The sequence below is a fragment of the Pseudonocardia nigra genome (genome assembly GCF_019396355.1).
In the GTDB taxonomy this organism is placed as follows: Bacteria; Actinomycetota; Actinomycetes; order Mycobacteriales; family Pseudonocardiaceae; genus Pseudonocardia; species Pseudonocardia nigra.
Genome location: NZ_JAHKRK010000128.1, coordinates 1 through 22,155 on the forward strand (window position 1 = coordinate 1; position 22,155 = coordinate 22,155).

General features: G+C 73.6%; 19 protein-coding genes and 1 pseudogene. 4 read left to right on the forward strand and 16 right to left on the reverse strand.

Going from position 1 to position 22,155, the window contains the following annotated elements:
• Nucleotides 1-518 precede the first annotated feature (518 nt).
• The 13 genes from tyrS to KME75_RS25985 form a co-directional block, all read right to left on the reverse strand.
• On the reverse strand, nucleotides 519-1,796 hold the full coding sequence (tyrS, locus tag KME75_RS25925) for a tyrosine--tRNA ligase (RefSeq protein WP_219417491.1): 1,278 nt from the start codon (nucleotides 1,794-1,796) through the stop codon (nucleotides 519-521).
• A gap of 128 nt (nucleotides 1,797-1,924) precedes the next feature.
• Entirely contained in the window at nucleotides 1,925-2,929 is a 1,005-nt protein-coding gene (locus KME75_RS25930; protein WP_219417492.1) for an iron-siderophore ABC transporter substrate-binding protein, read from the reverse strand.
• 15 nt (nucleotides 2,930-2,944) lie between these two features.
• The gene (locus KME75_RS25935; RefSeq protein WP_219417493.1) at nucleotides 2,945-3,571 is read right to left on the reverse strand and encodes a DNA-3-methyladenine glycosylase; all 627 of its coding nucleotides are present in this window, start codon (nucleotides 3,569-3,571) and stop codon (nucleotides 2,945-2,947) included.
• Nucleotides 3,568-4,836: an aspartate aminotransferase type Ic gene (locus tag KME75_RS25940; RefSeq protein WP_219417494.1), complete on the reverse strand. Its 1,269-nt coding sequence runs from the start codon at nucleotides 4,834-4,836 to the stop codon at nucleotides 3,568-3,570. Before KME75_RS25940 ends, KME75_RS25935 begins: the two co-directional genes overlap by 4 nt.
• Nucleotides 4,833-6,245, reverse strand: a complete 1,413-nt coding sequence (gene argH, locus KME75_RS25945) for an argininosuccinate lyase (protein ID WP_219417495.1) — start codon at nucleotides 6,243-6,245, stop codon at nucleotides 4,833-4,835. The genes KME75_RS25940 and argH overlap by 4 nt, the downstream gene beginning before the upstream one ends.
• Before the next feature lie 73 nt (nucleotides 6,246-6,318).
• The gene (locus KME75_RS25950) at nucleotides 6,319-7,515 is read right to left on the reverse strand and encodes an argininosuccinate synthase (protein WP_219417507.1); all 1,197 of its coding nucleotides are present in this window, start codon (nucleotides 7,513-7,515) and stop codon (nucleotides 6,319-6,321) included.
• A 61-nt stretch (nucleotides 7,516-7,576) separates the two neighbouring features.
• Nucleotides 7,577-8,059 (reverse strand): arginine repressor, encoded by a 483-nt coding sequence (locus KME75_RS25955; protein WP_219417496.1) that lies wholly within the window; start codon nucleotides 8,057-8,059, stop codon nucleotides 7,577-7,579.
• Between the two features lie 10 nt (nucleotides 8,060-8,069).
• Nucleotides 8,070-9,002, reverse strand: a complete 933-nt coding sequence (gene argF / locus KME75_RS25960) for an ornithine carbamoyltransferase (protein ID WP_219417497.1) — start codon at nucleotides 9,000-9,002, stop codon at nucleotides 8,070-8,072.
• On the reverse strand, nucleotides 8,995-10,173 hold the full coding sequence (locus KME75_RS25965; protein WP_219417498.1) for an acetylornithine transaminase: 1,179 nt from the start codon (nucleotides 10,171-10,173) through the stop codon (nucleotides 8,995-8,997). The genes argF and KME75_RS25965 overlap by 8 nt, the downstream gene beginning before the upstream one ends.
• Nucleotides 10,170-11,072, reverse strand: a complete 903-nt coding sequence (gene argB / locus KME75_RS25970; RefSeq protein ID WP_219417499.1) for an acetylglutamate kinase — start codon at nucleotides 11,070-11,072, stop codon at nucleotides 10,170-10,172. Before argB ends, KME75_RS25965 begins: the two co-directional genes overlap by 4 nt.
• Nucleotides 11,056-12,234 (reverse strand): bifunctional glutamate N-acetyltransferase/amino-acid acetyltransferase ArgJ, encoded by a 1,179-nt coding sequence (argJ, locus tag KME75_RS25975; RefSeq protein WP_308283081.1) that lies wholly within the window; start codon nucleotides 12,232-12,234, stop codon nucleotides 11,056-11,058. The genes argB and argJ overlap by 17 nt, the downstream gene beginning before the upstream one ends.
• Complete coding sequence (gene argC / locus KME75_RS25980; RefSeq protein WP_219417500.1) at nucleotides 12,231-13,250, reverse strand: N-acetyl-gamma-glutamyl-phosphate reductase; 1,020 nt, start codon at nucleotides 13,248-13,250, stop codon at nucleotides 12,231-12,233. The genes argJ and argC overlap by 4 nt, the downstream gene beginning before the upstream one ends.
• A gap of 66 nt (nucleotides 13,251-13,316) precedes the next feature.
• Nucleotides 13,317-13,859 carry a DinB family protein gene (locus tag KME75_RS25985; RefSeq protein ID WP_219417501.1) on the reverse strand — a complete coding sequence of 181 codons (543 nt, stop codon included), beginning with the start codon at nucleotides 13,857-13,859 and terminating at the stop codon, nucleotides 13,317-13,319.
• A gap of 87 nt (nucleotides 13,860-13,946) precedes the next feature.
• Between KME75_RS25985 and KME75_RS25990 the strand changes: the two genes are divergently transcribed.
• From KME75_RS25990 to KME75_RS26005, 4 genes and pseudogenes are all read left to right on the forward strand, one after another.
• Nucleotides 13,947-14,927: a helix-turn-helix transcriptional regulator gene (locus KME75_RS25990; RefSeq protein WP_219417502.1), complete on the forward strand. Its 981-nt coding sequence runs from the start codon at nucleotides 13,947-13,949 to the stop codon at nucleotides 14,925-14,927.
• A gap of 413 nt (nucleotides 14,928-15,340) precedes the next feature.
• Nucleotides 15,341-15,876 (forward strand): annotated as a pseudogene (locus KME75_RS25995) (DNA alkylation repair protein).
• Between the two features lie 58 nt (nucleotides 15,877-15,934).
• Nucleotides 15,935-16,948, forward strand: a complete 1,014-nt coding sequence (locus KME75_RS26000) for an Atu2307/SP_0267 family LLM class monooxygenase (RefSeq protein WP_372452661.1) — start codon at nucleotides 15,935-15,937, stop codon at nucleotides 16,946-16,948.
• A 199-nt stretch (nucleotides 16,949-17,147) separates the two neighbouring features.
• On the forward strand, nucleotides 17,148-17,720 hold the full coding sequence (locus KME75_RS26005) for a hypothetical protein (protein WP_219417504.1): 573 nt from the start codon (nucleotides 17,148-17,150) through the stop codon (nucleotides 17,718-17,720).
• A 56-nt stretch (nucleotides 17,721-17,776) separates the two neighbouring features.
• On the opposite strand, the gene pheT is transcribed toward KME75_RS26005, so the two are convergent.
• From pheT to KME75_RS26020, 3 genes are all read right to left on the reverse strand, one after another.
• Nucleotides 17,777-20,278, reverse strand: a complete 2,502-nt coding sequence (gene pheT, locus KME75_RS26010; RefSeq protein WP_219417505.1) for a phenylalanine--tRNA ligase subunit beta — start codon at nucleotides 20,276-20,278, stop codon at nucleotides 17,777-17,779.
• Between the two features lie 25 nt (nucleotides 20,279-20,303).
• Entirely contained in the window at nucleotides 20,304-21,353 is a 1,050-nt protein-coding gene (gene pheS, locus KME75_RS26015) for a phenylalanine--tRNA ligase subunit alpha (protein WP_219417506.1), read from the reverse strand.
• 12 nt (nucleotides 21,354-21,365) lie between these two features.
• On the reverse strand, nucleotides 21,366-22,155 hold a 790-nt coding region (locus KME75_RS26020), incomplete at its 5' end, for a TrmH family RNA methyltransferase (RefSeq protein ID WP_246632848.1).

The following is a 22,155-nucleotide window of genomic DNA, read 5'->3' on the forward strand; positions in this document are numbered from 1 at the left end:
CTCCAACAAAAACTGGCCCAACAAAATGCCGAGACGGGGCTCGGCAAAATACAAACTGGCATAAAACCACGTTCGTGATAAAGCTCGACACACTGTTGAGTTCTCAAAAGACACCCGCACACCATCCGCGGCTGTTATACCGCATCCGGGGCTGTGGATTTGCATTGTCAGTCCTGCTCGCGGAGCTGAACTCCGCCAGGCCCACTCCCTTCAGGCTAAACCTTGCGGTTCGGGCCTTTCCGGGGGGAGTCACCGTCTCCGGCAACTCTCCTAAGCTACATGGTCCTGTTCGCGGAGTCAAGCTCCGCCAGGCCCACATCCGTCAGGCTACACCTTGCGGTGCGGGCCTTCCGGGGCGGCCACCTCGATCCGCGGGCTGACTCTGGGCCGAAGAACTTCGTCCCGGTCTGTCGTGCTGCCCGCCGTGGCGACGAGGAGAAAGTTACACACCCCTGTCGGAGGGGCTGCAACCGGGGGGTCCCTTTTCGCGTTCCCTCAGGTCACAGCCCTGCGAGGCGTCAGGCCCGCTGCAGGCGCGCGCCGGCCAGGTTGCGCTTGCCGCGGCGCACGACGAGCCACCCGCCGGCGAGGAGGTCACGCTCCTCCGGCACCCAGGCCTCATCGGGCACCTTGGCGTTGTTCACGTACGCACCGCCCTCGGCGACGGCACGGCGTGCGGCGCCCTTGCTCTCGGTGAGGCCGGTGGCCACGAGCAGGTCGACGATCGTCGGCCGGTCGGCGAGTGCGACCTCGGCGGTCGGCACCTCGGCCAGCGCGGCGCCGAGCGTGCCGGCGTCGAGATCGCGCAACTCGCCCCGGCCGAACAGGGCCGCGCTCGCGGCCACCACCTGCTCGGTGTGATGTCTGCCGTGGACGATCGTGGTGAGCTCCTCGGCGAGCCTGCGCTGCGCGGCCCGCGCCTGCGGCCGCTCGGCGTGCGCCTTCTCCAGCTCCTCGATCTCCTCGCGGGACAGGAACGTGAACAGCCGCAGGTAACGGCCGACGTCGGCGTCCGCGACGTTGAGGAAGTACTGGTACCAGGCGTACGGCGAGGTCATCTCCGGGTCGAGCCAGATGCTGCCGCCCCCGGTGGACTTGCCGAACTTGCGACCCTCGCTGTCGGTGACGAGCGGAGTGGTCATCGCGTGCACGGTGGCGCCCTCGACGCGGCGCACCAGTTCGACCCCACCGACGATGTTGCCCCACTGGTCGGAGCCGCCGATCTGGAGCCGGCAGCCGTGCCTGCGGAACAGGTGCAGGTAGTCCTGGCTCTGCAGCAGCAGGTAGCTGAACTCCGTGTACGACATCCCGTCGGACTCGAGCCGGCGCCTGACCGTCTCCCGCCCGAGCATCACGTTGATCGAGAAGTGCTTGCCGGTGTCGCGGAGGAACTCGAGCACGGACTGGCCGCCGGTCCAGTCGAGGTTGTTGACGACGAGCGCGCCGGTCGCGGAGTCGTCGAACTCCACGAACCGCTCCAGCTGCCCGCGGATCCGCCCGGCCCACTCGCCGACGACGTCGAGGCTGTTGAGCGTGCGCTCCCCCACGTCCCGCGGGTCGCCGATCATCCCGGTGGCGCCACCGGCGAGGACGATCGGCCGGGCGCCGGCCCGCTGGAACCGCGCGAGCGTGAGCAGGGGCACCAGATTGCCGGCGTGGAGGCTGGGGGCGGTGGGGTCGAACCCGCAGTAGAGCGTGAGCACCCCGTCGGCAAGATCACGCCGCAACGCGTCGCGGTCGGTGCTCTGCGCGATCAGGCCACGCCACTCCAGCTCGTCGAGGATGTCCGTGCCCACGGGCCAATCCTCCCGCAGGCGCACCAGTGGTTTGCCGCCACCCTCACGCGCCGCGCCGGCAAGGTGGCGATGCTGCCACCCGGTGACGGTATTGCCACCTTGCCGGCAGGGAGCGGGGGTCGGCGCGTCTACTCCGGCAGGGCCTCCGCGAACTGATCGGGCAGCGTGTCCAGGACCGACGGCAGGCTCAGCACCGTGCTGAAGGACAGGGCCGCGGCCTGCTCGTCGGTGAGGTTCACCACCCGGCCCTCCTGCGCGACGCGCAGGGTGGAGTAACCGGGCTGCTGCTCCAGCGCGGAGTTCTCCGCACCCGGGAACGGGATCCACGCCACCAGCTGCGCCTCGTCCAGCAGCCCGAGCTGTTCGATGCTCAGCTCGGCGTAGAAGCTCTCGCCCGCCAGCTCGTCGAACCGCTGCGGGATCTCGAACCCGAGCGACGTGAGGAAGCGCCCCCGCCCGTCCTGGGAACTCCACACGTAGTAGGTGCCGGGACCGGCCGCGCTGACCGCCGCGACCACGGCGGGTGTGCCGGCGAACTCCGGGTGCTCTTCGCGCACGGCCGCGAACCGGGCCTCGAGATCGGTGACGAGCTGCTCGGCCCGGTCCGCCCGGCCCAGCGCGGCACCGATCAGCCGGGTGGCGTCCTGCCAGGGCGTGCCGTAGTCGACGAAACCGGCGGGCTGGCTGACCGTCGGCGCGATCTGGGAGTAGGTGTCGTACTGCTCGCGCGTCAGCCCGGCCGACACCGCCACGATCAGGTCGGGCCGAAGCGCCGCCAGCATCTCCGGGTTGATCTCCCCGGAGAGCACCTGCGGCTGCTGCCCCTGCAGCTCGTCCTGCGCCCACGGCCAGGTCGCGGACGGCTGGTTCCCGGTGAACTCCCGGATCGCCACCGGCACGACACCAAGCGCCAGGATCGCGTCCTGGTCTGTGTAGCCGAGCGAGATCACCCGCTGCGGTTCCTCCGGGACGACGGTGGTGCCGTACTGGTGCTCGACCGAAACCGGGAACGGGCCGTCGCCCGCCGCGGGTGCCGGCGCCTCGGCCGGTTCGGCTCCCCCGCCACAGGCGGTGAGCAGGACAGCGGCCGCGAGCAGGGCTGCGGCGGCTCGAGGGAGGAAACGAAGACGCATTGGCTGAGGCTAGCCTTAGCTATTGCTCCGCGCAGGTGCGCCCCGGCCCGGCCGGTACGGGCTCACCGCAAGCGAGCCGTCGAGCCAGTACCGCCACGGTCTTTCGTGGGCGGCCGCCACCCCGACCCGAGGCCCGGTCCGGACCAGCGCCGGGTCGACCGGCTCCCCGGCCAGCAGGCGCACCGGCGATGCCGGGTCCGTGACGTCGAGCCCGTTGTGCTCCCGCTGCAACCCGAGCAGGCCGGCCAACCGGGCGGGCCCGCGCGCCAGGTCGACGTCGCGGCGGGCCGTGGGACGGCGGGCGCGCGCGACGCCCAGGTCCGACACCACCTCGCCGGCGCGCAGCAGCACGGCGCCCGCCACACCGTCGACCAGGCACGTGATGTTGACGCAGAAGTGCATCCCGTACACGAAGTAGACGTACAGGTGCCCGGCCGGCCCGAACATCACCGAGTTGCGGGCGGTGCGGCCGCGGAAGCTGTGCGACGCCGGGTCGTCGGCGCCACGGTAGGCCTCGACCTCCACGAGCCGCGCCGCCACGCTTCCGTCCGGCGTGTCCGCCACGACCGTGCACCCGAGCAGGCGGACGGCCGCGGCGAGCACGTCACCGGCGAGCTCCTCGCGGGCGAGGAGCTCGCTCACAGCTGGGATGCCGCGCGCTCCGCCAGCGCCAGCCGCACGCACACCGCCACGGCCTCCATCGCCTTCTCCACCTCGGGGAGCTCGGGGAACGTCGGCGCGAGCCGGATCGTGGCGTCCTGCGGGTCCTCCCCGTACGGGTGGGTGGCCCCGGCGGGCGTCAGCGCGATCCCGGCCTCCTTCGCCAACCGCACCACCTCGGTGGCGGTGCCCTCGGGCACGGTCAGCGTGACGAAGTACCCGCCCTCCGGGCGCGACCACGACACGCCGGGCACGTCGGCGAAGTTCTTCGTGAGCACCTCGTCGACCGCGGCGAACTTCGGCGCGATCAGCTCGCGGTGGCGCCGCATGTGCTCGCGCAGCCCCTCGGCGTCGCCCAGGAAGCGGGCGTGCCGCAGGTGGTTGGTCTTGTCCGGCCCGATCGTGCGCTTGCCCGTGAGCGCCAGCCACCAGGCGACGTTCGCCGGCGAGGAGCCGAAGAACGCCACGCCCGCGCCGGCGAGGGTGATCTTCGAGGTGGACCCGAAGACGAACGCCCGGTCCGGGTGCCCCTCGGCCGCGCATTGCGAGAGGATGCTCGCGATCTGCACCTCACGGTCGGTGAGGTGGTGCACCGCGTAGGCGTTGTCCCACATGATCCGGAAGTCGGGGGCGGCCGTGGTCATCGCGGCCAGCCTGCGCACGGTCTCGTCCGAGTAGACCGTGCCGGTCGGGTTGGAGTACTTCGGCACGCACCAGATGCCCTTGATGGTTGGGTCGGCGGCGACGAGCTGCTCGACGACGTCCATGTCCGGGCCCTCGTCGGTCATCGGGACGGGGACCATCTCGATGCCGAGGCGCTCGGACAAGGCGAAGTGCCGGTCGTAGCCCGGCACCGGGCACAGGAAGACGATCTTCTCCTCGTCGACCCACCGCCGCCTGGCACCCGGGACCTTGCTCAGCAACGCATGCACGAGCGTGTCGTGCATGAGCTCCAGGCTGGAGTTGCCGAACGCGACGAGCTGCGGAAGCGGCACCTGCAGCTCCTCGGCGAAGATCTCCCGCAGCTCCGGGAGCCCCTGCAGGCCCTGGTAGTTGCGGGTGTCCGTGCCGTCGGCGGCGAGGAAGTCCTCGCCCGGCATGCTCAGCATCGCGGTGGACAGGTCCAGCTGGGCGCTCGCGGGCTTGCCGCGGGTGAGGTCGAGCTTCATCTTCTGCTCGACGAGCGCGGCGTAGTCGGCACGCGCGGACTCCAGGCTGGGCCGGCCGGTGTCGGCTGGCGAGGTCATGCTGCAGGTCCTCCGATGGCGTTGCGGGCGTCGCGGACGGCGGTGTGCAGCCCGGCGAGCTGTTCGGCGACGCGCGGCCCGGCGGTGCCGCCCCGCGCGTCGCGCGATCCGATCGAGCCTCCCACGGTGAGCACCTCGCGCACCGCCGGGGTCAGTGCCGGGTGGACGGCGGCCAGCTCCGCGTCGGTCAGCTCGTCGAGCCCGACGCCCCGCGCCTCGGCCGCGCGCACGCAGCCACCTGCGGCCTCGTGCGCGACCCGGAAGGGCACCCCCGCCCGCACGAGCCACTCGGCCACGTCGGTGGCGAGGGTGAAGCCCGCGGGCGCGAGCTCGGCCAGCCGCTGCGTGTGGAACGTGAGCGTGGCGACCATCCCGGCGACCGCGGGCAGCAGCAGCTCCAGCTGCTCGACCGAGTCGAACAGCGGCTCCTTGTCCTCCTGCAGGTCGCGGTTGTAGGCCAGCGGCAGGCCCTTCAGGGTGGCCAGCAGCCCCGAGAGGTTCCCGATCAGCCGGCCCGCCTTGCCGCGCGCGAGCTCCGCGACGTCGGGGTTCTTCTTCTGCGGCATGATCGAGCTGCCGGTGGAGAAGGCGTCGTCGAGCGTGACGTAGGAGAACTCCGCCGTGGCCCAGACGATCACCTCCTCGGCGATCCGGGACACGTCCACGGCGATCATCGCGAGCACGAACGCCGCCTCGGCGGCGAAGTCGCGCGACGCGGTGCCGTCGATCGAGTTCTCCGCCGCCGAGTCGAAGCCCAGCTCGGCGGCGACCGCGTCCGGGTCGAGCCCGAGCGACGAGCCCGCCAGCGCCCCCGACCCGTACGGCGAGACCGCGGCGCGGCGGTCCCAGTCGCGCAGCCGGTCGACGTCGCGCAGCAGCGCGTGCGCGTGCGCGGCCAGGTGGTGGGCGAGCAGCACGGGCTGGGCGTGCTGCAGGTGCGTGCGGCCGGGCATCGCGGCGTCCGGGTGCGCCTCCGCCTGCGCGACGAGGGCGTCGACGACGTCCAGGACGCCCGCGCCGACCCGGCGGGCCGCGTCCCGCAGCCACATCCGGAACAGCGTGGCGACCTGGTCGTTGCGCGAGCGCCCGGCCCGCAGCTTGCCGCCCAGCTCCGGGCCGGCCCGCTCGATGAGGCCGCGCTCCAGCGCGGAGTGCACGTCCTCGTCGTCGGGGGCGGGCCCGAACGCGCCCGACGCCACGTCGGCCTCGAGCTTGCTCAGCGCGTCGAGCATCCCGGCGAGCTCGGCGTCGGTGAGCAGCCCCGCCCCGTGCAGGACGCGGGCGTGGGCCTTCGAGCCGCGCAGGTCGTACGGCGCCAGCCGCCAGTCGAAGTGCGTGGACTTGGACAGCGCGGCCAGCGCGTCGGCCGGGCCGGACGCGAACCGGCCGCCCCAGAGGTTCGAACTCATCGTCCGGCCTCGCTGCGCTCGGCCGACCGCTTCGCGGATACGCTGTGTCTGATGGTTCGCTCGCTGCGCTCGCTCACGCCTTGAGCTCCCGCCGCGCCGCGATCTTGCTCGGCAGGCCCCACAGCTGCACGAAGCCCTTGGCGAGGCTCTGGTCGAACATGTCGCCCTCGTCGTAGGTGGCGAGGTTGAAGTCGTAGAGCGACGACTCCGAGCGCCGGCCCGTGACCGTGGCCCGCCCGCCGGCCAGCTCCATCCGGATCTCGCCGGTCACGTGCTGCTGCGACTCCGCGATGAACGCGTCGAGCGCCCGCTTGAGCGGCGAGTACCACAGCCCGTCGTAGACCAGCTCGGTCCACCGCTGGCTCGCCTGCCGCTTGAACCGGGCCAGGTCGCGCTCGACGGTGACGTTCTCCAGCTCCTGGTGGGCAGTGATCAGCGCGATCGCGCCCGGCGCCTCGTAGACCTCACGGCTCTTGATGCCGACCAGCCGGTCCTCGACCATGTCGAGCCGCCCGACGCCGTGCTTGCCGGCCCGCGCGTTGAGCAGCTGGATGGCCTGCAGCATCGTGACGGGCTCGCCGTCGATCGCGACGGGCACGCCCTTCTCGAAGCGGATCACCAGCTCGTCGGGCGGCTGGAACTGCTGCGGGTCCTGCGTGTAGGAGTACACGTCCTCGGTGGGGGCGTTCCACAGGTCCTCGAGGAACCCGGTCTCGACCGCGCGGCCCCACACGTTCTGGTCGATCGAGAACGGCGACTTCTTCGTGACGTCGATCGGGAGGTTGCGCTCCTCGGCGTACACGATCGCCTTCTCGCGGGTCCACGCGAAGTCCCGGACCGGGGCGATCACGTCCAGGTCCGGCGCGAGCGCCTGGATGCCGACCTCGAAGCGCACCTGGTCGTTGCCCTTGCCCGTGCAGCCGTGCGCCACCGTGGACGCGCCGTGGTACTTCGCGGCCTCCACCAGGTGCTTCACGATCAGCGGCCGCGACAGCGCCGAAACCAGCGGGTAACGGTCCATGTAGAGCGCGTCGGCCTGCAGCGCGGGCAGGCAGAACTGCTCGGCGTACTCGTCGCGAGCGTCGGCCACCACGGCCTCCACCGCGCCGCACGCGAGCGCCCGCTTGCGGATCTCCTCGAGGTCCTCGCCACCCTGGCCGACGTCGACGGCGACGGCCACCACCTCGGCCCCGGTCTCCTCGGCGATCCACCCGATCCCTACCGAGGTGTCCAGCCCCCCTGAGTAGGCCAGTACGACCCGGTCCGTCATTTCCATGTCCTCCTTCGTCGGACCCGTGAGTGGAAACGAGTGCTACAGCACCTCTTTCCGCTCACAGGCGCGTCAGCGCTTCCAGGCGGGCCACGAGCTCGGCGCCGGTGAGCGGCTCGCGGGCGACCACCATCAAGGTGTCGTCGCCGGCGATGGTGCCCACGACGTCGTGCAGGGCTGCGCGGTCCAGCGCGCTGGCCAGGTAGTGCGCGCCGCCCGGAGGAGTGCGCAGCACGGCCAGGTTCCCACTCGCGTCCGCGGACACGAGCAGGTCCCCCAGCAGGCGGGCCAGGCGGGCGGTGCCGCCCTCGATCCCGCGCACCGGGCTGCCGTCGTCCGGGATCACGTAGACGGGCGCACCACCGTCGACGCCGCGGAGCTTCACCGCGCCCAGCTCGTCGAGATCACGCGAGAGCGTGGCCTGCGTGGTGCCGATCCCCTCGGCCTCCAGCAGCCCCAGCAGCTCGGTCTGGCTGCGGATCTGCCGCCTGCTGATCAGCTCGACGATCCGTGCCTGGCGCGACGCCCTGGACGCAGCCGTCATCGTCGCCGTCTCATCGGTTCAGGAGCCACGTCAACAGCGCCTTCTGCGCGTGCAGCCGGTTCTCCGCCTCGTCCCAGACCGCGCTGGCCGGGCCGTCGAGCACCTCGTCGGTGATCTCGTCGCCCCGGTGGGCGGGCAGGCAGTGCAGCACGATCGCGCCCGGTGCGGCGCGCTCCAGCAGCGCCGCGTTGACCTGCAGCGGGCGGAACGGTGCGGTGCGGTCGAGCCCGTCGGCCTCCTGCCCCATCGACACCCAGGTGTCGGTGACGACGACGTCGGCGCCGTCGACGGCCGCCTGCGAGTCGGCGATCAGCTCGACGCCCCCGCCGGTGTCGGACGCGCGGTTCTTGGCGTCGCGCAGCACGGCGTTGTCCGGGGTGAAGCCCGCGGGCGCGCACACCCGGACGTGCATCCCGGCCGTGGCGCCGCCGAGCAGCAGCGAGTGGGCCATGTTGTTGGCGCCGTCGCCGAGGTAGGTGAGCGTGAGCCCGGCGAGGCGGCCGAACCGCTCGCGGATCGTCTGCAGGTCGGCGAGCACCTGGCAGGGGTGGAACTGGTCGGTGAGCGCGTTGACCACCGGGACGCCGGCGGCGGCCGCCATCTCCTCGACGCGCGACTGGTCGCCGGTGCGCCACACGATCGCGTCGACGAACCGGGACAGCACGCGCGCCGTGTCGCCGATCGTCTCGCCTCGGCCGAGCTGGCTCGCCTGCGCGTCGACGATCAGCGGGGTGCCGCCGAGCTGCGAGATCCCGACCTCGAACGAGATCCGCGTGCGCGTGGACGCCTTGTCGAACAGCACCGCCACGGACCGGGGCCCGTTCTGCGGCCCGGCGAGCGGGCGGTGGCCGAAGCGGTCGGCCTTCATCGCGTCGGCGAGGTCGAGGACCTCCCGCTGCTCGTCGGGGGTGAGGTCGTCGTCCCGCAGGAGGTGCCTAGTCATCGGTGTCCCCCGCGTCCAGGAAGCTCGGGAACGCCGCGAGGAACTCCCGCGCCTGCTCGTCGGTGACCACCAGCGGTGGGACGAGCCGCACCCGGTCCGGCACCGCGTTGTTGATCAGGATTCCGGCGTCGCGCGCCGCGGCGGCCACCGCGGCCGAGACGGGCTTGCGCAGGCCGACGCCGATCAGCAGGCCCGCGCCGCTCACGTCGCGGACGAGCGGGTGACCGAGCTCCTCGATGCCGGCGGCGAGCGTCTTGCCGACCAGGTTCACGTGCTCGAGCAGCCCGTCGGCGGCGATCGTGCGCAGCACCGCGAGCGCGGCAGCGCAGCACACCGGGTTGCCACCGAACGTCGTGCCGTGGTGGCCCGGTTCGAGCAGCGCCCCGGCCGCGCCGATGCCGATGCAGGCGCCGATCGGGAGACCGCCGCCGAGGCCCTTCGCGAGCGTCACCACGTCCGGGACGACACCGGTCTGCTGGAAGGCGAACCACGTGCCGGTCCGGCCGATGCCGGTCTGCACCTCGTCGAGCACCAGCAGGGCCCCGCGGGCGGCCGTGATCTCGCGCGCCGCCTCGAGGTAGCCCTCGGGCGGGTTGACCGCGCCCGCCTCGCCGAGGATCGGCTCCAGGAACACCGCGGCGGTGTCCGGGCCGACGGCGGCGTCCAGCGCGGCGACGTCGCCGTAGGGCACGTGCGTGACGCCGGGCGTCATCGGCTCGAACGGCGTGCGCTTGGGCGCCTGCCCGGTGAGCGCGAGCGCGCCCATCGTGCGTCCGTGGAAGGCGTTCTCGGCCGCGATGATCTGCGGGCGGCCGGTGCGCCGGGCGATCTTGAAGGCCGCCTCGTTGGCCTCGGTGCCGGAGTTGCAGAACAACACCTTCGCCGCACCGACGTCGAGCAGCTCGGTGAGCTTCTCGGCCAGGGCGACGGGCGGCTCGGTGATGTAGAGGTTCGAGGTGTGCCCCAGCGTCTGCAGCTGGGTGGTGACGGCCTCGACCACGGCGGGGTGCGCGTGGCCCAGCGCGTTGACCGCGATCCCGCCCACCAGGTCGAGGTAGCGGCGGCCGTCGGCGTCCCAGACCTCGGCGCCCTCGCCGCGCACCAGCGTGAGCGGCGGGGTGCCGTAGTTGTTCATGAGCGACGCCTGCCACCGCTCCTGATAGGCGTTCACGCGACCACCATCGTTCCGACTCCCTCGGAGGTGAAGACCTCGAGCAGCACCGAGTGCGGCACCCGCCCGTCGATCACATGTGCCTGGCCGACCCCGCCGCGCACCGCCCGCAGGCAGGCCTCCATCTTCGGCGCCATCCCGCTCTCCAGCGTGGGCAGCATGGGCTCCAGCTCGTCGGCCGTGAGCGCCGTGATGATCGACTCGGGGTCGGGGTAGTTCGCGTAGAGCCCCTCGACGTCGGTGAGCACCACGAGCTTCGCGGCGTCCAGGGCGGCAGCGAGCGCGGCGGCGGCGCTGTCGGCGTTGATGTTGTAGACCGTGCCGCCGACGTCCGGGGCCACACCGGCGACCACCGGGATGCGGCCCGCGCGGACGATGTCGAGCACCGCGTCCGGGTTGACGTGCACGACGTCGCCGACGAGTCCGATGTCGACCTCTTCGCCGCCCACGAGCGCCGTCCGCTTCTCCGCGGTGAACAGGTGCGCGTCCTCGCCGGACAGGCCCACCGCGTACGGGCCGTGCTGGTTGATCAGCCCGACGAGCTCGCGGCCGACCTGCCCGACCAGCACCATCCGGATGACGTCGATCGTCTCCGGGGTGGTGACGCGCAGCCCGCCGCGGAACTCCCCGGGCAGCCCGAGCCGGTTCAGCATCGCGCTGATCTGCGGGCCCCCGCCGTGCACGACGACCGGGTGGATGCCGGCGAGCCGCAGGAACACCATGTCGCGGGCGAACGCCTGCTTGAGCTCCTCGTCGATCATCGCGTTGCCGCCGTACTTGACCACGACGACCCGGTCGTGGAAGCGCTGCAGCCACGGCAGCGCCTCGGCGAGCACGCCGGCCTTCTCGCCCGCGCGCTTCAGTCGCTCGCTCGCGTTGCTCTCAGGAGGAGTAGGCACTGTTCTCCTCCACGTAGGCGTGCGACAGGTCGGTGGTGAGGATCTCGGCCGCGCCGTCGCCGAGGCCGAGCGCGATCTCGACGAGGACGTCCTCGCCCTTCAGGTCCGCGTCCGTGCGGTCGCCCGCCACGGCCCCGCCGCGGCACAGGAGCACGCCGTTGATCGTGACGTCCAGCTTCTCCGGGTCGACCGCGGCGTCGGAGTAGCCGACCGCGGCCGCCACGCGCCCCCAGTTCGGGTCGGAGCCGAAGAGCGCCGTCTTCACCAGGCTGTCGCGGGCCACGGTGCGGGCGACGACGACGGCCTCGTCCTCGGTGGCCGCCCCGGTGACGCGCACCGTGATCCGCTTGGTGACGCCCTCGGCGTCGGCCTGCATCTGGCGGGCGAGGTCCTGGCAGACGGCCGTGAGCGCGGCGGTGAAGGCCTTGGTGTCGGCCGCCACCCCGGACGCGCCGGACGCCAGCACGAGCACGGTGTCGTTGGTGGACATCGAGCCGTCGATGTCGAGCCGGTCGAAGCTCACCCGCACCGCGGCCTTGAGGGCCGCGTCTAGGGCGGGGGCGTCGACGACGGCGTCGGTGGTGAGCACCGAGAGCATCGTGGCCATCGACGGCGCGATCATCCCGGCGCCCTTGGTGAGCCCGCCGATCGTCCAGCCGGCCGGATCGGTGTGCGCGGCCTGCTTGGCGACGGTGTCGGTGGTCATCACGGCGGTGGCGGCGGCCAGGCCGGCGGCCTCGTCGTCGCCCAGCGCGGCCGCGGCCGCGGAGACGCCGGCCAGCACGGCCTCGCGCGGCAGCTGCGCGCCGATCAGCCCGGTGGAGCACACGGCCACCTCGACGGCGCCGCAGTCGAGCTCCACCGCGGCCCGCTCCGCCGTGGCGTGCGTGGTCTGGAAGCCCTCCGGGCCGGTGCAGGCGTTGGCGTTGCCCGCGTTGAGCACGACGGCGCGCAGGCGACCCGTGGTGAGCACCTGCTGCGACCACAGCACGGGCGCGGCCTTCACCTTGTTCCGGGTGAACACCGCGGCGGCGGTGTGCTGCGGCCCGTCGTTGACGACGAGCGCGAGGTCGGGGCCCTCGCCGGAGCGGATGCCGGCCACGACGCCGGCCGCCCGGAAGCCCTGCGGGGCCGTCACGCCCCCCGCCGATGGCTCGCTCACGGGGCCACCCCCGTCAGCGGCAGGCCGATGGTCTCCGGCAGGCCCAGGGCCAGGTTCATGCACTGCACAGCGCCTCCGGCGGTGCCCTTGGTGAGGTTGTCGATCGCGGCGACGACGATCAGCCGCCGCGCGTCGGGGTCGACGGCGATCTGTAGCTGCACGGTGTTGGAGCCCAGCGTGGCGCCCGTGGTGGGCCAGGCGCCCTCGGGCAGCAGGTGCACGAACGGCTCGTCGGCGTAGGTCTTGGCGTAGACCTCGCGCGCGTCGGCCCCGTCCCCGGTGAGCCGGGCGGAGCAGGTGGCCAGGATCCCCCGCGGCAGCGGGGCGAGGACCGGTGTGAAGCTCACGGAGACCGGGGTGCCCGCCGCGCCCGAGAGGTTCTGCACGATCTCGGGAGTGTGGCGGTGCACGCCGCCCACGCCGTAGGCCGACAATGAGCCCATCACCTCGGCGCCGAGCAGGTGCGGCTTGAGCGACTTGCCCGCCCCGGACGTGCCGGTGACGGCCGTGACGACGACCTCGGGCTCGACGAGGCCCGCGGCGAGCGCCGGGAACAGCGCCAGGCTGGTGGCCGTCGGGTAGCAGCCGGGGACGGCCACGCGGCGGGCGCCGCGCAGGGCGTCGCGCGCGCCGGGCAGCTCGGGCAGGCCGTAGGGCCAGTGGCCCGCGTGCTCGCCGCCGTACCAGCGGTCCCAGGCCGCGGCGTCGCTGAGCCGGTGGTCGGCGCCGCAGTCGATCACCACGGTGTCGTCGCCCAGCTGCGCCGCCAGCTCGGCCGAGTGGCCGTGCGGCAGGGCGAGGAAGACGACGTCGTGGCCGGCGAGGGTCTCCGGGGTGGTCTCGGCGAGCTCGCGGTCGGCGAGCGGGAGCAGGTGGGGCTGATGGACGCCGAGGCGCGTGCCCGCGCTCCCGCCTGCCGTCAACGACCCGATCTCGATCTCGGGATGGGCGAGGAGGAGCCGGAGCAGCTCCCCTCCCGCGTACCCGCTCGCACCCGCCACCGCGACCCGCACCATGTGGATGACTATGCAGGAGCGTGAAAACTGATGCAAGTTGATATGGGCGAGGGCACCCTTCGGGGCTCAGCCCATGGTCTTCTGACCGTCCAGCGACTCCCGGATGATGTCGGCGTGCCCGGCGTGCTGGGCCGTCTCGGCGACGATGTGCAGGAACACGCGGCGGGCGGAGCGGCGGGCGCCCTTCGGGAACCACGGCGCCTCGGGCAGCGGCTGGGAGGCGTCGAGGTCCGGGAGGGTGCGCACGAGCTCGTCGGTGCGCCGCGCGACCTCGTCGTACTCGGCGAGCACGCCGGCGAGGGTCTCGTCGGGGAGCAGCCGGAACTTCGCCTCCCACTCCGCGAGCACCTCCGGAGGAATCTCCTCGCTCCAGTCGCCGCCCCCGCCCACCGCATCCGGGCCGGTGAGGATGAAGTCGACCCAGCCGCGCTCGGTGTCGGCGACGTGCTTGATCAGCCCACCGAGCGTCAGCTCGCTCGCCGTGGTGCGCTGCCGGGCCTGCTCGTCGGTGATGCCCTGGACCGTGTGGCGCAGGAACCCGCGGTGAGCGGCCAGGGTCTCCAGCAGGTCGGCGCGCTCACCCGTCACGGACGTCTCCGTCGTGGTCATCGTTCCCCATCCCCTCGTCGTCCGGTGAGAGAACAGTAGAGCGGACAGGTGCCACTTCCTGACCTGAATTGCCGGAGGATTCGGGGTATGGCGAACACGAGCTCGCGGACGCTGCGCCTGCTGTCGCTGCTGCAGACGCACCGGTACTGGCCCGGCGCGGAGCTGGCGGACCGGCTCGGCGTCTCGGTGCGCACGCTGCGGCGCGACGTCGACCGGCTGCGCGAGCTCGGCTATCCCGTCGAGGCGAGCCGTGGCGTCGACGGCGGCTACCAGCTCGCCCCGGGCGCCGCGCTCCCCCCTTTGGTGCTGGACGACGAGGAGGCCGTCGCCCTCATCGTCGGCCTGCAGGCGGCGGTGCAGGGTGGCGTCGCCGGGATCGCGGAGTCCTCGGTGCGGGCGCTCGCGAAGGTCGTGCAGGTGATGCCGCCTCGGCTGCGTCGCCGGGTGGACGCCCTGCACGCGATGACGGAGCCGTCCGCGTGGGGCGGCGGCGCGCCCGCCGCCGACCCGGCCGTGCTCACGACGCTCGCGCAGGCGTGCCGGGACACCGAACGGCTCGAGTTCGGCTACACCGCGGCGGGCGGGGAGCGCACGGACCGGCTGGTGGAGCCGCTGCGGCTCGTGTCGCTCGGACGGCGATGGTACCTGGTCGCCTACGACCTCCTCCGCCACGACTGGCGCTGCTTCCGGGTCGACCGCGTCGACGGGCCGCGGCGTACCGGAGCTCGGTTCCGCCCGCGGGAGCTGCCCGCCGAGGACGCCGCCACGTTCGTCCGGGAGCGGGTGGACCACCGCCCCACCTCGCTCGCCGTGGAGGTGGTCGTGCACGCCGCGGCAGCGCACGTGCAGCGGGTGGTCGGCCGGTGGGGCGTCGCCGAGGACGCCGGCGACGGCCGGTGCGTGCTGCGGATGCACGTCGAGTCGCTGGACTGGCCGGCGATGCTCCTCGGCGCGATCGGGGCCGACTTCGAGGTGGTGGCGCCGGCCGAACTGCTCGACCACGTCCGGGAGTGGGCGCGGAGGTTCGAGCGGGCGACGGGGGCCCGCGCCGCGGGTGACGCCCCGTGACTCGTCGTGGAGATCGGCCGGTGGCGGCGGTGCTCGGAGGCCCGTGATCGCGGTGAGAGTGCCGTTGTCGTCGTCCTCACCACAGAAACCGCCACCTCACGACGACCACGACACCGAAGATCGCCGTCAGATGGCGGTACCCGTCGAACATCCGACGAACGCGCGCATCTCGCGGCGATCTTCCGGGCGCGGACGCCGACCGATGTCGGGGGTGGGTTCTACGGTGCGCACGTGCACCCGATCGTCGACCGGCTCCGGGCCGGGCTCGCCGTCCTGGCCGACCCGGTGGCGGCCGAGGGAATGCAGCGGTACATGAAGTCCGCGATGCCGTTCCGGGGCGTGGCGAAGCCGGCCCGCGAGAGGCTGCTCCGCGACGCGGTGGCCGGGCCCGCGAGAGGCTGCTCCGCGACGCGGTGGCCGGGCCCGCGCTCCCCGACGGCGCGGCCCTGCGGGCGGCGGCCGCGGAGCTGTGGGACGGGGCCGAGTTCCGCGAGGAGCGCTACCTGGCCCTGTCGCTCGTCGGTCACCGGCGGTACGCGACATGGCCCGACCCGACGTGGACGCCGCTGTTCCGGCACTGGATCGTCACCGGGGCCTGGTGGGACTTCACCGACGAGATCGCGAGCAGGCGCATCGGACCCCTGCTGCGGGCGCACCCGGCGGAGCTCACCCCCTTGCTGCGGGCGTGGGCGACCGACCCGGACCGGTGGCTGCGCCGCACGGCGGTGATCTGCCAGCTCGGCTCCGGTCCGGCCACCGACCTCGACCTCCTGTGCGAGGCCATCGACGCCAACCTCGGGACCCCGACTTCTTCCTCCGCAAGGGCATCGGGTGGGCGCTGCGTCAGCACGCGCGCGTCGATCCGGAGTGGGTGCGGGAGTTCGTCGCCGCCCGCCCCGGCCTGTCGCCGCTGTCCCGGCGCGAGGCGCTCAAGCACCTCGGGGAATGACCACCGGATCGCCCTGGTTGGGGCCGGCGTGGAACTCGGTGTCTACACGTTCGCGGACGTGAGCCTCGATCCGGGCGGCGTCGGGCCGGCGCAGCGGCTGCGCGAGGTGGTGGAGGAGATCGCGCTCGCCGACGAGGTGGGCCTGGACGTCTTCGGCGTCGGCGAGCACCACCGTCCCGACTACGGCGCCTCGGCCCCCGCGATCATCCTGGCCGCCGCGGCGGAGCGGTCGTCCCGCATCCGGCTGACGAGCGCGGTCACCGTGCTCAGCTCGGACGAGCCGGTGCGGGTGTTCCAGCAGTTCGCCACGCTCGACCTGCTGTCGGGCGGGCGCGCCGAGATCATGGCCGGGCGCGGGTCGTTCACCGAGTCGTTCCCGCTGTTCGGCTATGACCTCGCCGACTATGACGAGCTGTTCGCCGAGAAGCTCGACCTGCTGCTGGCGCTGCGGGACGGCGGGCCCGTGACGTGGTCGGGCCGACACCGGGCAGCGCTGCGGGACCAGGAGGTGCACCCGCGGCCGCTGCAGGACCCGCTGCCGGTGTGGGTGGCCGTGGGCGGCAACCCACACTCGGTGGTGCGGGCAGGCACCCTGGGCCTTCCCCTCGCACTGGCGATCATCGGCGGCGAGCCGGAACGCTTCGCACCGCTGGCCCGGCTGTACCGCGAGGCGCTGGGCCGCGCCGGACACGCCGAGCAACCGTTCAGCCTCAACGTGCACGGCTTCGTCGCCGACACCTCGCAGCGCGCCGGCGACGTCTACTACCCCGCTCACTCCGAGGTGATGAACCGCATCGGCCGCGAACGCGGCTGGGGGCCGACCAACCGGCGCACGTTCGACGCCCAGGTGGGCCTGCGCGGGGCCTACGCCGTGGGCTCGCCGGAGCAGGTGGCCGAGAAGATCCTCTTCCAGCACGAGCTGTTCGGGCACTGGCGCACGCTGATCCAGCTCGCGATCGGCAGCGTGCCGCACCGCGAGGCGCTGCGGGCGATCGAGCTGCTGGGCACCGAGGTGGCCCCGCTCGTGCGTGCCGAGGTGGCCCGCCGCGCCGCCGCCACGGCCTCCGCCTGACCGGACGCAGTGCTCACCGGCCCCGACCACGGTCGATCAAGGCGCTGACGTCTCTACTGTCTCGATGCAGAGCGCCATCAGCGCCTTGATCAGCGGGCTCCACCCGGGTCGTCGCGCTGTGATCGACGCCCGCCCCGGTGCGCACCCGAATAGTGCGGAACGGCCTCGGAGATGCGGTCCGTACCGCTACCGTCGCGCCGTGCGTCGCGCATGGCTCGGATCGGTCGTGGTCGTGCTGGCCGCGGCCGCGGGCTGCACCGCCACGGTCCCAGGCACCGCAGCGCCCGCTCCTCCCGTCGTCGTGGACGCCACACCGTCGCCGAGCAGCGCGCCCGCGGCTCCTCCGCCCGGGCCGCGCAGCGGCCTGGACGTCGACGTGCTCCCCGACGAGTGCCTGCTCAACGCCGCCGAGTTCGGGGCGCTCGTCGGGCGCCCGGTCCGGCCGCCCGAGCAGAGCACCGTCCGGCGGGAGAACGGGTCGACGAGCTCCGGATGCGTCGCGACCGCGGACGGCGAACCCGTCGCGATGATGAACGTCTACGGGGTGCGCACCGGCACCCCCGCCGACTACGTGCGGGCCGCCCCACCCGGCGGGCGCCGCGAGCTGCCGGGCGTGGGCGAGGCAGCGGCCGTCATCGACACCGCCACCGGGCCAACACTGCAGCTCGCCGGCGAGCGGTACCTGGTGACGATCCTCGTCTCCGGCGCCACGCCGTCGGACGACGCGTGGCGCGCAGCGGCCGAGGCCGCCCTGTCCCGTCTCCCCGCCTGACGGCGGTCGTGAGTGGTAACGAGTGCTCCAGCACCCGTAACCACTCACGGGCGGCGTCAGCCGCGCAGCACCGCCGCGTGCCGTTCGGTGGCCACGGACACGGCCGCGTCGCGGGCGGCGTTGGCCTCCTCGCTGGTCAGCGTGCGGTCGGGCGCGCGGAACCGGAGGCTGAACGCCAGCGACCGCTTGCCCTCCCCGACCTGCTCCCCGCTGTAGACGTCGAACAGCCGGACGTCCTCGAGCAGGTCGCCGCCGCCGTCCTGCAGCGCGTCGGCCAGGTCGGCCGCGGGCACGCCCGCCTCGGCGACCAGGGCGACGTCCACGGCCACCGGCGGGTACGCCGAGATCTGCGGGGCCGGCCGGTTCTCGACCAGCGGCAGCGCGTCGAGGTCCAGCTCGAACGCGCAGGTGCGCGGCGGGAGCCCGAGCGCCTCGACGGCCTTCGGGTGCAGCTCGCCCGCGTGCCCCACGATCCAGTCGCCGACGCGCAGCGCGGCACAGCGGCCCGGGTGCCACGGGGCGAGCGCGGCCGCGGTGACCCGCAGCTCGACACCGGCCGCGGCGGCGACCAGGCGCGCGGCCTGGATCGCGTCGGCCCAGCCCGCCGCGCGGCCCTCGCCCCACCAGCCGCTCGGCTCGCGGTCCCCCGCCAGCACGGCGGCGACGTGCACCGGCTGCGCCGGGAGCGCGGCTCTGATCTGCGCGTACTCCGCGTCGGACGGCCGGTCGGCGACCCCGGGGTCGGGCATGGGCACGGGCTGCGCGTGCGGCAGGACGACCTGCCCCACCGAGTACAGCTCGACGTCGCCGAACCCGCGGGCCCGGTTGCGCACGAGCGCGTCGAGCAGCCCCGGCAGCAGCGTGGTGGTGAGCGCGGGGCGCTCCGCGTCGAGCGGGTTGAGCACGGGCACGGTGCGGCGCCGGACGTCGTCCTCGGGCAGGCCGAGCGCGTCCCACGCGGCCGGGTCGACGAACGGGAAGGGCAGCACCTCGACGTACCCCGCCTCGGCGAGCGCGCGCGACACCGCCCGCTTGCGCTGCTGCGCGGCGGTGAGGCCGGTGCCGGCGGGCGCCGCGGGCAGCACCGACGGGATCACGTCGAGCCCCTCCAGCCGCAGTACCTCCTCGACGAGGTCGGCGGGCTGCGCCAGGTCGGGCCGCCACGACGGTGGCGTGGCCACCACCTGGCCGCGCCCGTCCTCGCCGGTGACGAGCTCGACGGCACAGCCGACCTGGGTGAGCCTGCGCACGGTGGCACCCGGCGGGTACGTCACGCCGGCCACGCGGTCGGGCAGCTCCAGCGGCATCCGGACGGTCGCCGGGGCGGGCGCCGCGCCGGCGTCGGTGCGCCCGGCCGCGATCGTGCCGCCGCCGTGCTCGACGAGCAGCTGCGCGGCGCGCTCGGCGGCGATCGGCGGGAGCTGCGGGTCGACGATGCGCTCGAACCGCCGCGACGCCTCGCTGGGCAGCTTGTGCCGTCGGGCGGCGCGCGCGATGACCGCGGGGTCGAAGTGCGCGGCCTCGATGAGCACGTCGATGCGGCCCGACCCGCCCGGGACTGTGTCGCCGGGCCCGGCGATCTCGGTGGTCGCGCCGCCCATCACCCCGGCCAGCCCGATCGGGCCGGAGTCGTCGGTGATGAGCAGGTCGTCCGGGTCAAGGGTGCGCTCGACGTCGTCGAGCGTCGTGAGCTTCTCCCCCGCCCGCGCCCGGCGCACCACGATCCCGCCGGTCACCCGCGCGGCGTCGTAGGCGTGCAGCGGCTGGCCGAGCTCGAGCATCACGTAGTTGGTGACGTCGACGATCAGCGAGATGGGCCGCATCCCCGCGGCCAGCAGTCGCCGCTGCATCCACCACGGGGCCGGCGCGGCCGGGTCGACGCCGTCGACGCGACGGGCGACGAACCGCGGGCACGCGGCGTCGGCGAGCTCGACCGGCCACGCGTCGCCGTCGGCCGCCGGGACCTCGACGCGGGCGGCCGGGTCGGCGTAGTCGGCGTCGAGGCTCGCGGCGAGCTCGCGCGCCAGGCCGCGCACCGAGAAGCAGTAGCCGCGGTCCGGCGTGACGTTCAGCTCGATGACGGCGTCGTCCAGGCCCAGGAGCGGGCGTGCCTCGTCGCCCGGCTGGGCGGTGTCCTCGGGCAGCACGAGGATCCCGGCGTGGTCGTGGCCGATCCCCAGCTCCTTGGCCGAGGAGATCATCCCGTTGGAGACGTGCCCGTAGGTCTTGCGCGCCGAGATCGCGAAGCCACCGGGCAGCACCGAGCCGGGCAGCGCCACCACCACGAGGTCGCCGACCGCGAAGTTGCTCGCGCCGCAGATGATGCCGCTGACCTGGTCGGGCGCGACCTGGACCTGGCACCACCGGATCGGCTTCTTCAGCCCGGTGAGCTCCTCGATCTCCAGGACGCGTCCGACCACGAGCGGGCCGGTGATCTCGGGGGCCCGGTGGACGTCCTCCAGCTCCAGGCCGACCCGCACGAACGCCTCGCCGACCGCGTCGGCATCGGCAGGAACGTCGTCGAGGTCGTCGGCGAGCCAGGACAGGGGAATCCGCACGTCTTCTCCGTCTAGTGCAGGGGGATCACACGCCGAAGGCGCGGCTGAACCGGATGTCGCCCTCGACCATGTCCCGCATGTCGGGCAGGCCGTTGCGGAACTGCAGGGTGCGCTCGAGGCCCATGCCGAACGCGAACCCGGAGTGCACGTCCGGGTCGACGCCGCAGGCGCGCAGCACGTTGGGGTTGACCATGCCGCAGCCGCCCCACTCGACCCAGCCCGCGCCGCCCTTCTTCTCCGGGAACCACACGTCCACCTCGGCGGACGGCTCGGTGAACGGGAAGTACGAGGGCCGCAGGCGGGTGCGGGAGTCGCTGCCGAACATCGCGCGGGCGAACGCGTCGAGGGTGCCCTTGAGGTGGGCCATCGTGATGCCCTTGTCCACGGCGAGCCCCTCGACCTGGTGGAACACCGGCGTGTGGGTGGCGTCGAGCTCGTCGGTGCGGAACGTGCGGCCGGGGCAGACGACGTAGACGGGCAGCTCGCGCTCCAGGAGCGCGCGCACCTGCACGGGCGAGGTGTGGGTGCGCAGCACCATGCCCGAGGTCTCGCTGTCGCCCAGGTAGAACGTGTCCTGCATGGTGCGGGCCGGGTGGTCCTTGCCGAAGTTCAGCGCGTCGAAGTTGAGCCACGACGACTCGACCTCCGGGCCCTCGGCCACCTCCCAGCCCATCGCCACGAACACGTCCGCGATGCGCTCGGCGATCTGGGTGATGCCGTGGCGGGCGCCGCGGGGGTGGCGGTCCCACGGGAGCGTGACGTCGACGGTCTCCTCGACCAGCACGCGCGCGTCCCGCTCCGTGACGAGCACCTCGCGGCGGGCGTCGAAGGCCTCCTGCACCTGCTGGCGGGCGGCGTTGACGCGCCTGCCCGCGTCGGCGCGCTCCGGGCCGGGCAGCGAGCCGAGCTCGCGGCGCGCGAGGAGCACCGGGGCACGGTCGCCGAGGTGGGCCGGCTTGACGGCGTTGAGGGCGGCCAGGTCGGACGCGCCCGCGAACGCCTCGACAGCCGCCTCGACGGCGGCCTTCAACGCATCAGGATCAAGCGCGTTCATCGCGTCCGTGCTCTCAGTCATGGTGGGGCGATCCTATGGGTCGAGGCGCCGCCGACGTGCCGCGGCACTCGCGTACAGGCACACCGCCGCGGCGGTCGCCAGGTTGAGGCTCTCCGCGCGCCCGTGGATGGGCACCCGGACGCAGTGGTCGGCGCGCTCCGCCACGGTCGCGGGAACGCCGTGTGCCTCGCCACCGAATATCCACGCGACGGGACCGGCGAGGACGGCATCGGCGGCGGGGTCGTGCAGGTCCAGCTCGCCGCGTCCGTCGGCGGCGAGCAGGGTGAGGCCGGCCGCGCGACAGGCGTCGAGCACGGCGCCGGCGTCGCGGTCGCGGGCCAGCGGCAGGTGGAACACGCTGCCGGTGGACGCCCGCACGGCCTTGCCGTTGTGCGGGTCGACGGTGTCGCCCGCCAGCAGCACCGCGTCGGCGCCTGCGGCGTCGGCCACCCGGATCACGGTGCCGGCGTTGCCCGGGTCCGCGATGCCGGCGCAGACGGCCACGAGCGCGGGCCGCTCCCCCAGCGCCTCGGCGACGGGGACGTCGAGCAGGTCGCACACCGCGACCAGGCCCTGCGGGGTGACCGTGTCGGACAGCGACTCGGCGGCGCGATCGGTGACCGGGCTGACCCGGGCGCCGGCGTCGGCCGCGGCGGCCACCAGGTCGGGGTGGCGGGCCGCGGCCGCCGCCGTGACGAACAGCTCGTGGACCCGCCCGTACGCGAGCGCCTCGCGGACCGCCTGCGCCCCCTCCACGAGGAACCGCCCGGCCCGATCGCGGCCCACGCGGCGCAGCAGCTTGCGGGCTGCCACGACGCGGGGC

Bases quoted from the DNA above. Each gene is read 5' to 3' on its own strand.
- KME75_RS25930 (WP_219417492.1), bottom strand. From the start codon at position 2,929: ATGCGTCTTCGTTTCCTCCCTCGAGCCGCCGCAGCCCTGCTCGCGGCC.
- KME75_RS25940 (WP_219417494.1), bottom strand. From the start codon at position 4,836: ATGACCTCGCCAGCCGACACCGGCCGGCCCAGCCTGGAGTCCGCGCGT.
- argH (WP_219417495.1), bottom strand. From the start codon at position 6,245: ATGAGTTCGAACCTCTGGGGCGGCCGGTTCGCGTCCGGCCCGGCCGAC.
- KME75_RS25950 (WP_219417507.1), bottom strand. From the start codon at position 7,515: ATGACGGACCGGGTCGTACTGGCCTACTCAGGGGGGCTGGACACCTCG.
- KME75_RS25955 (WP_219417496.1), bottom strand. From the start codon at position 8,059: ATGACGGCTGCGTCCAGGGCGTCGCGCCAGGCACGGATCGTCGAGCTG.
- argF (WP_219417497.1), bottom strand. From the start codon at position 9,002: ATGACTAGGCACCTCCTGCGGGACGACGACCTCACCCCCGACGAGCAG.
- argC (WP_219417500.1), bottom strand. From the start codon at position 13,250: ATGGTGCGGGTCGCGGTGGCGGGTGCGAGCGGGTACGCGGGAGGGGAG.
- KME75_RS25985 (WP_219417501.1), bottom strand. From the start codon at position 13,859: ATGACCACGACGGAGACGTCCGTGACGGGTGAGCGCGCCGACCTGCTG.
- KME75_RS25990 (WP_219417502.1), top strand. From the start codon at position 13,947: ATGGCGAACACGAGCTCGCGGACGCTGCGCCTGCTGTCGCTGCTGCAG.
- pheS (WP_219417506.1), bottom strand. From the start codon at position 21,353: ATGACTGAGAGCACGGACGCGATGAACGCGCTTGATCCTGATGCGTTG.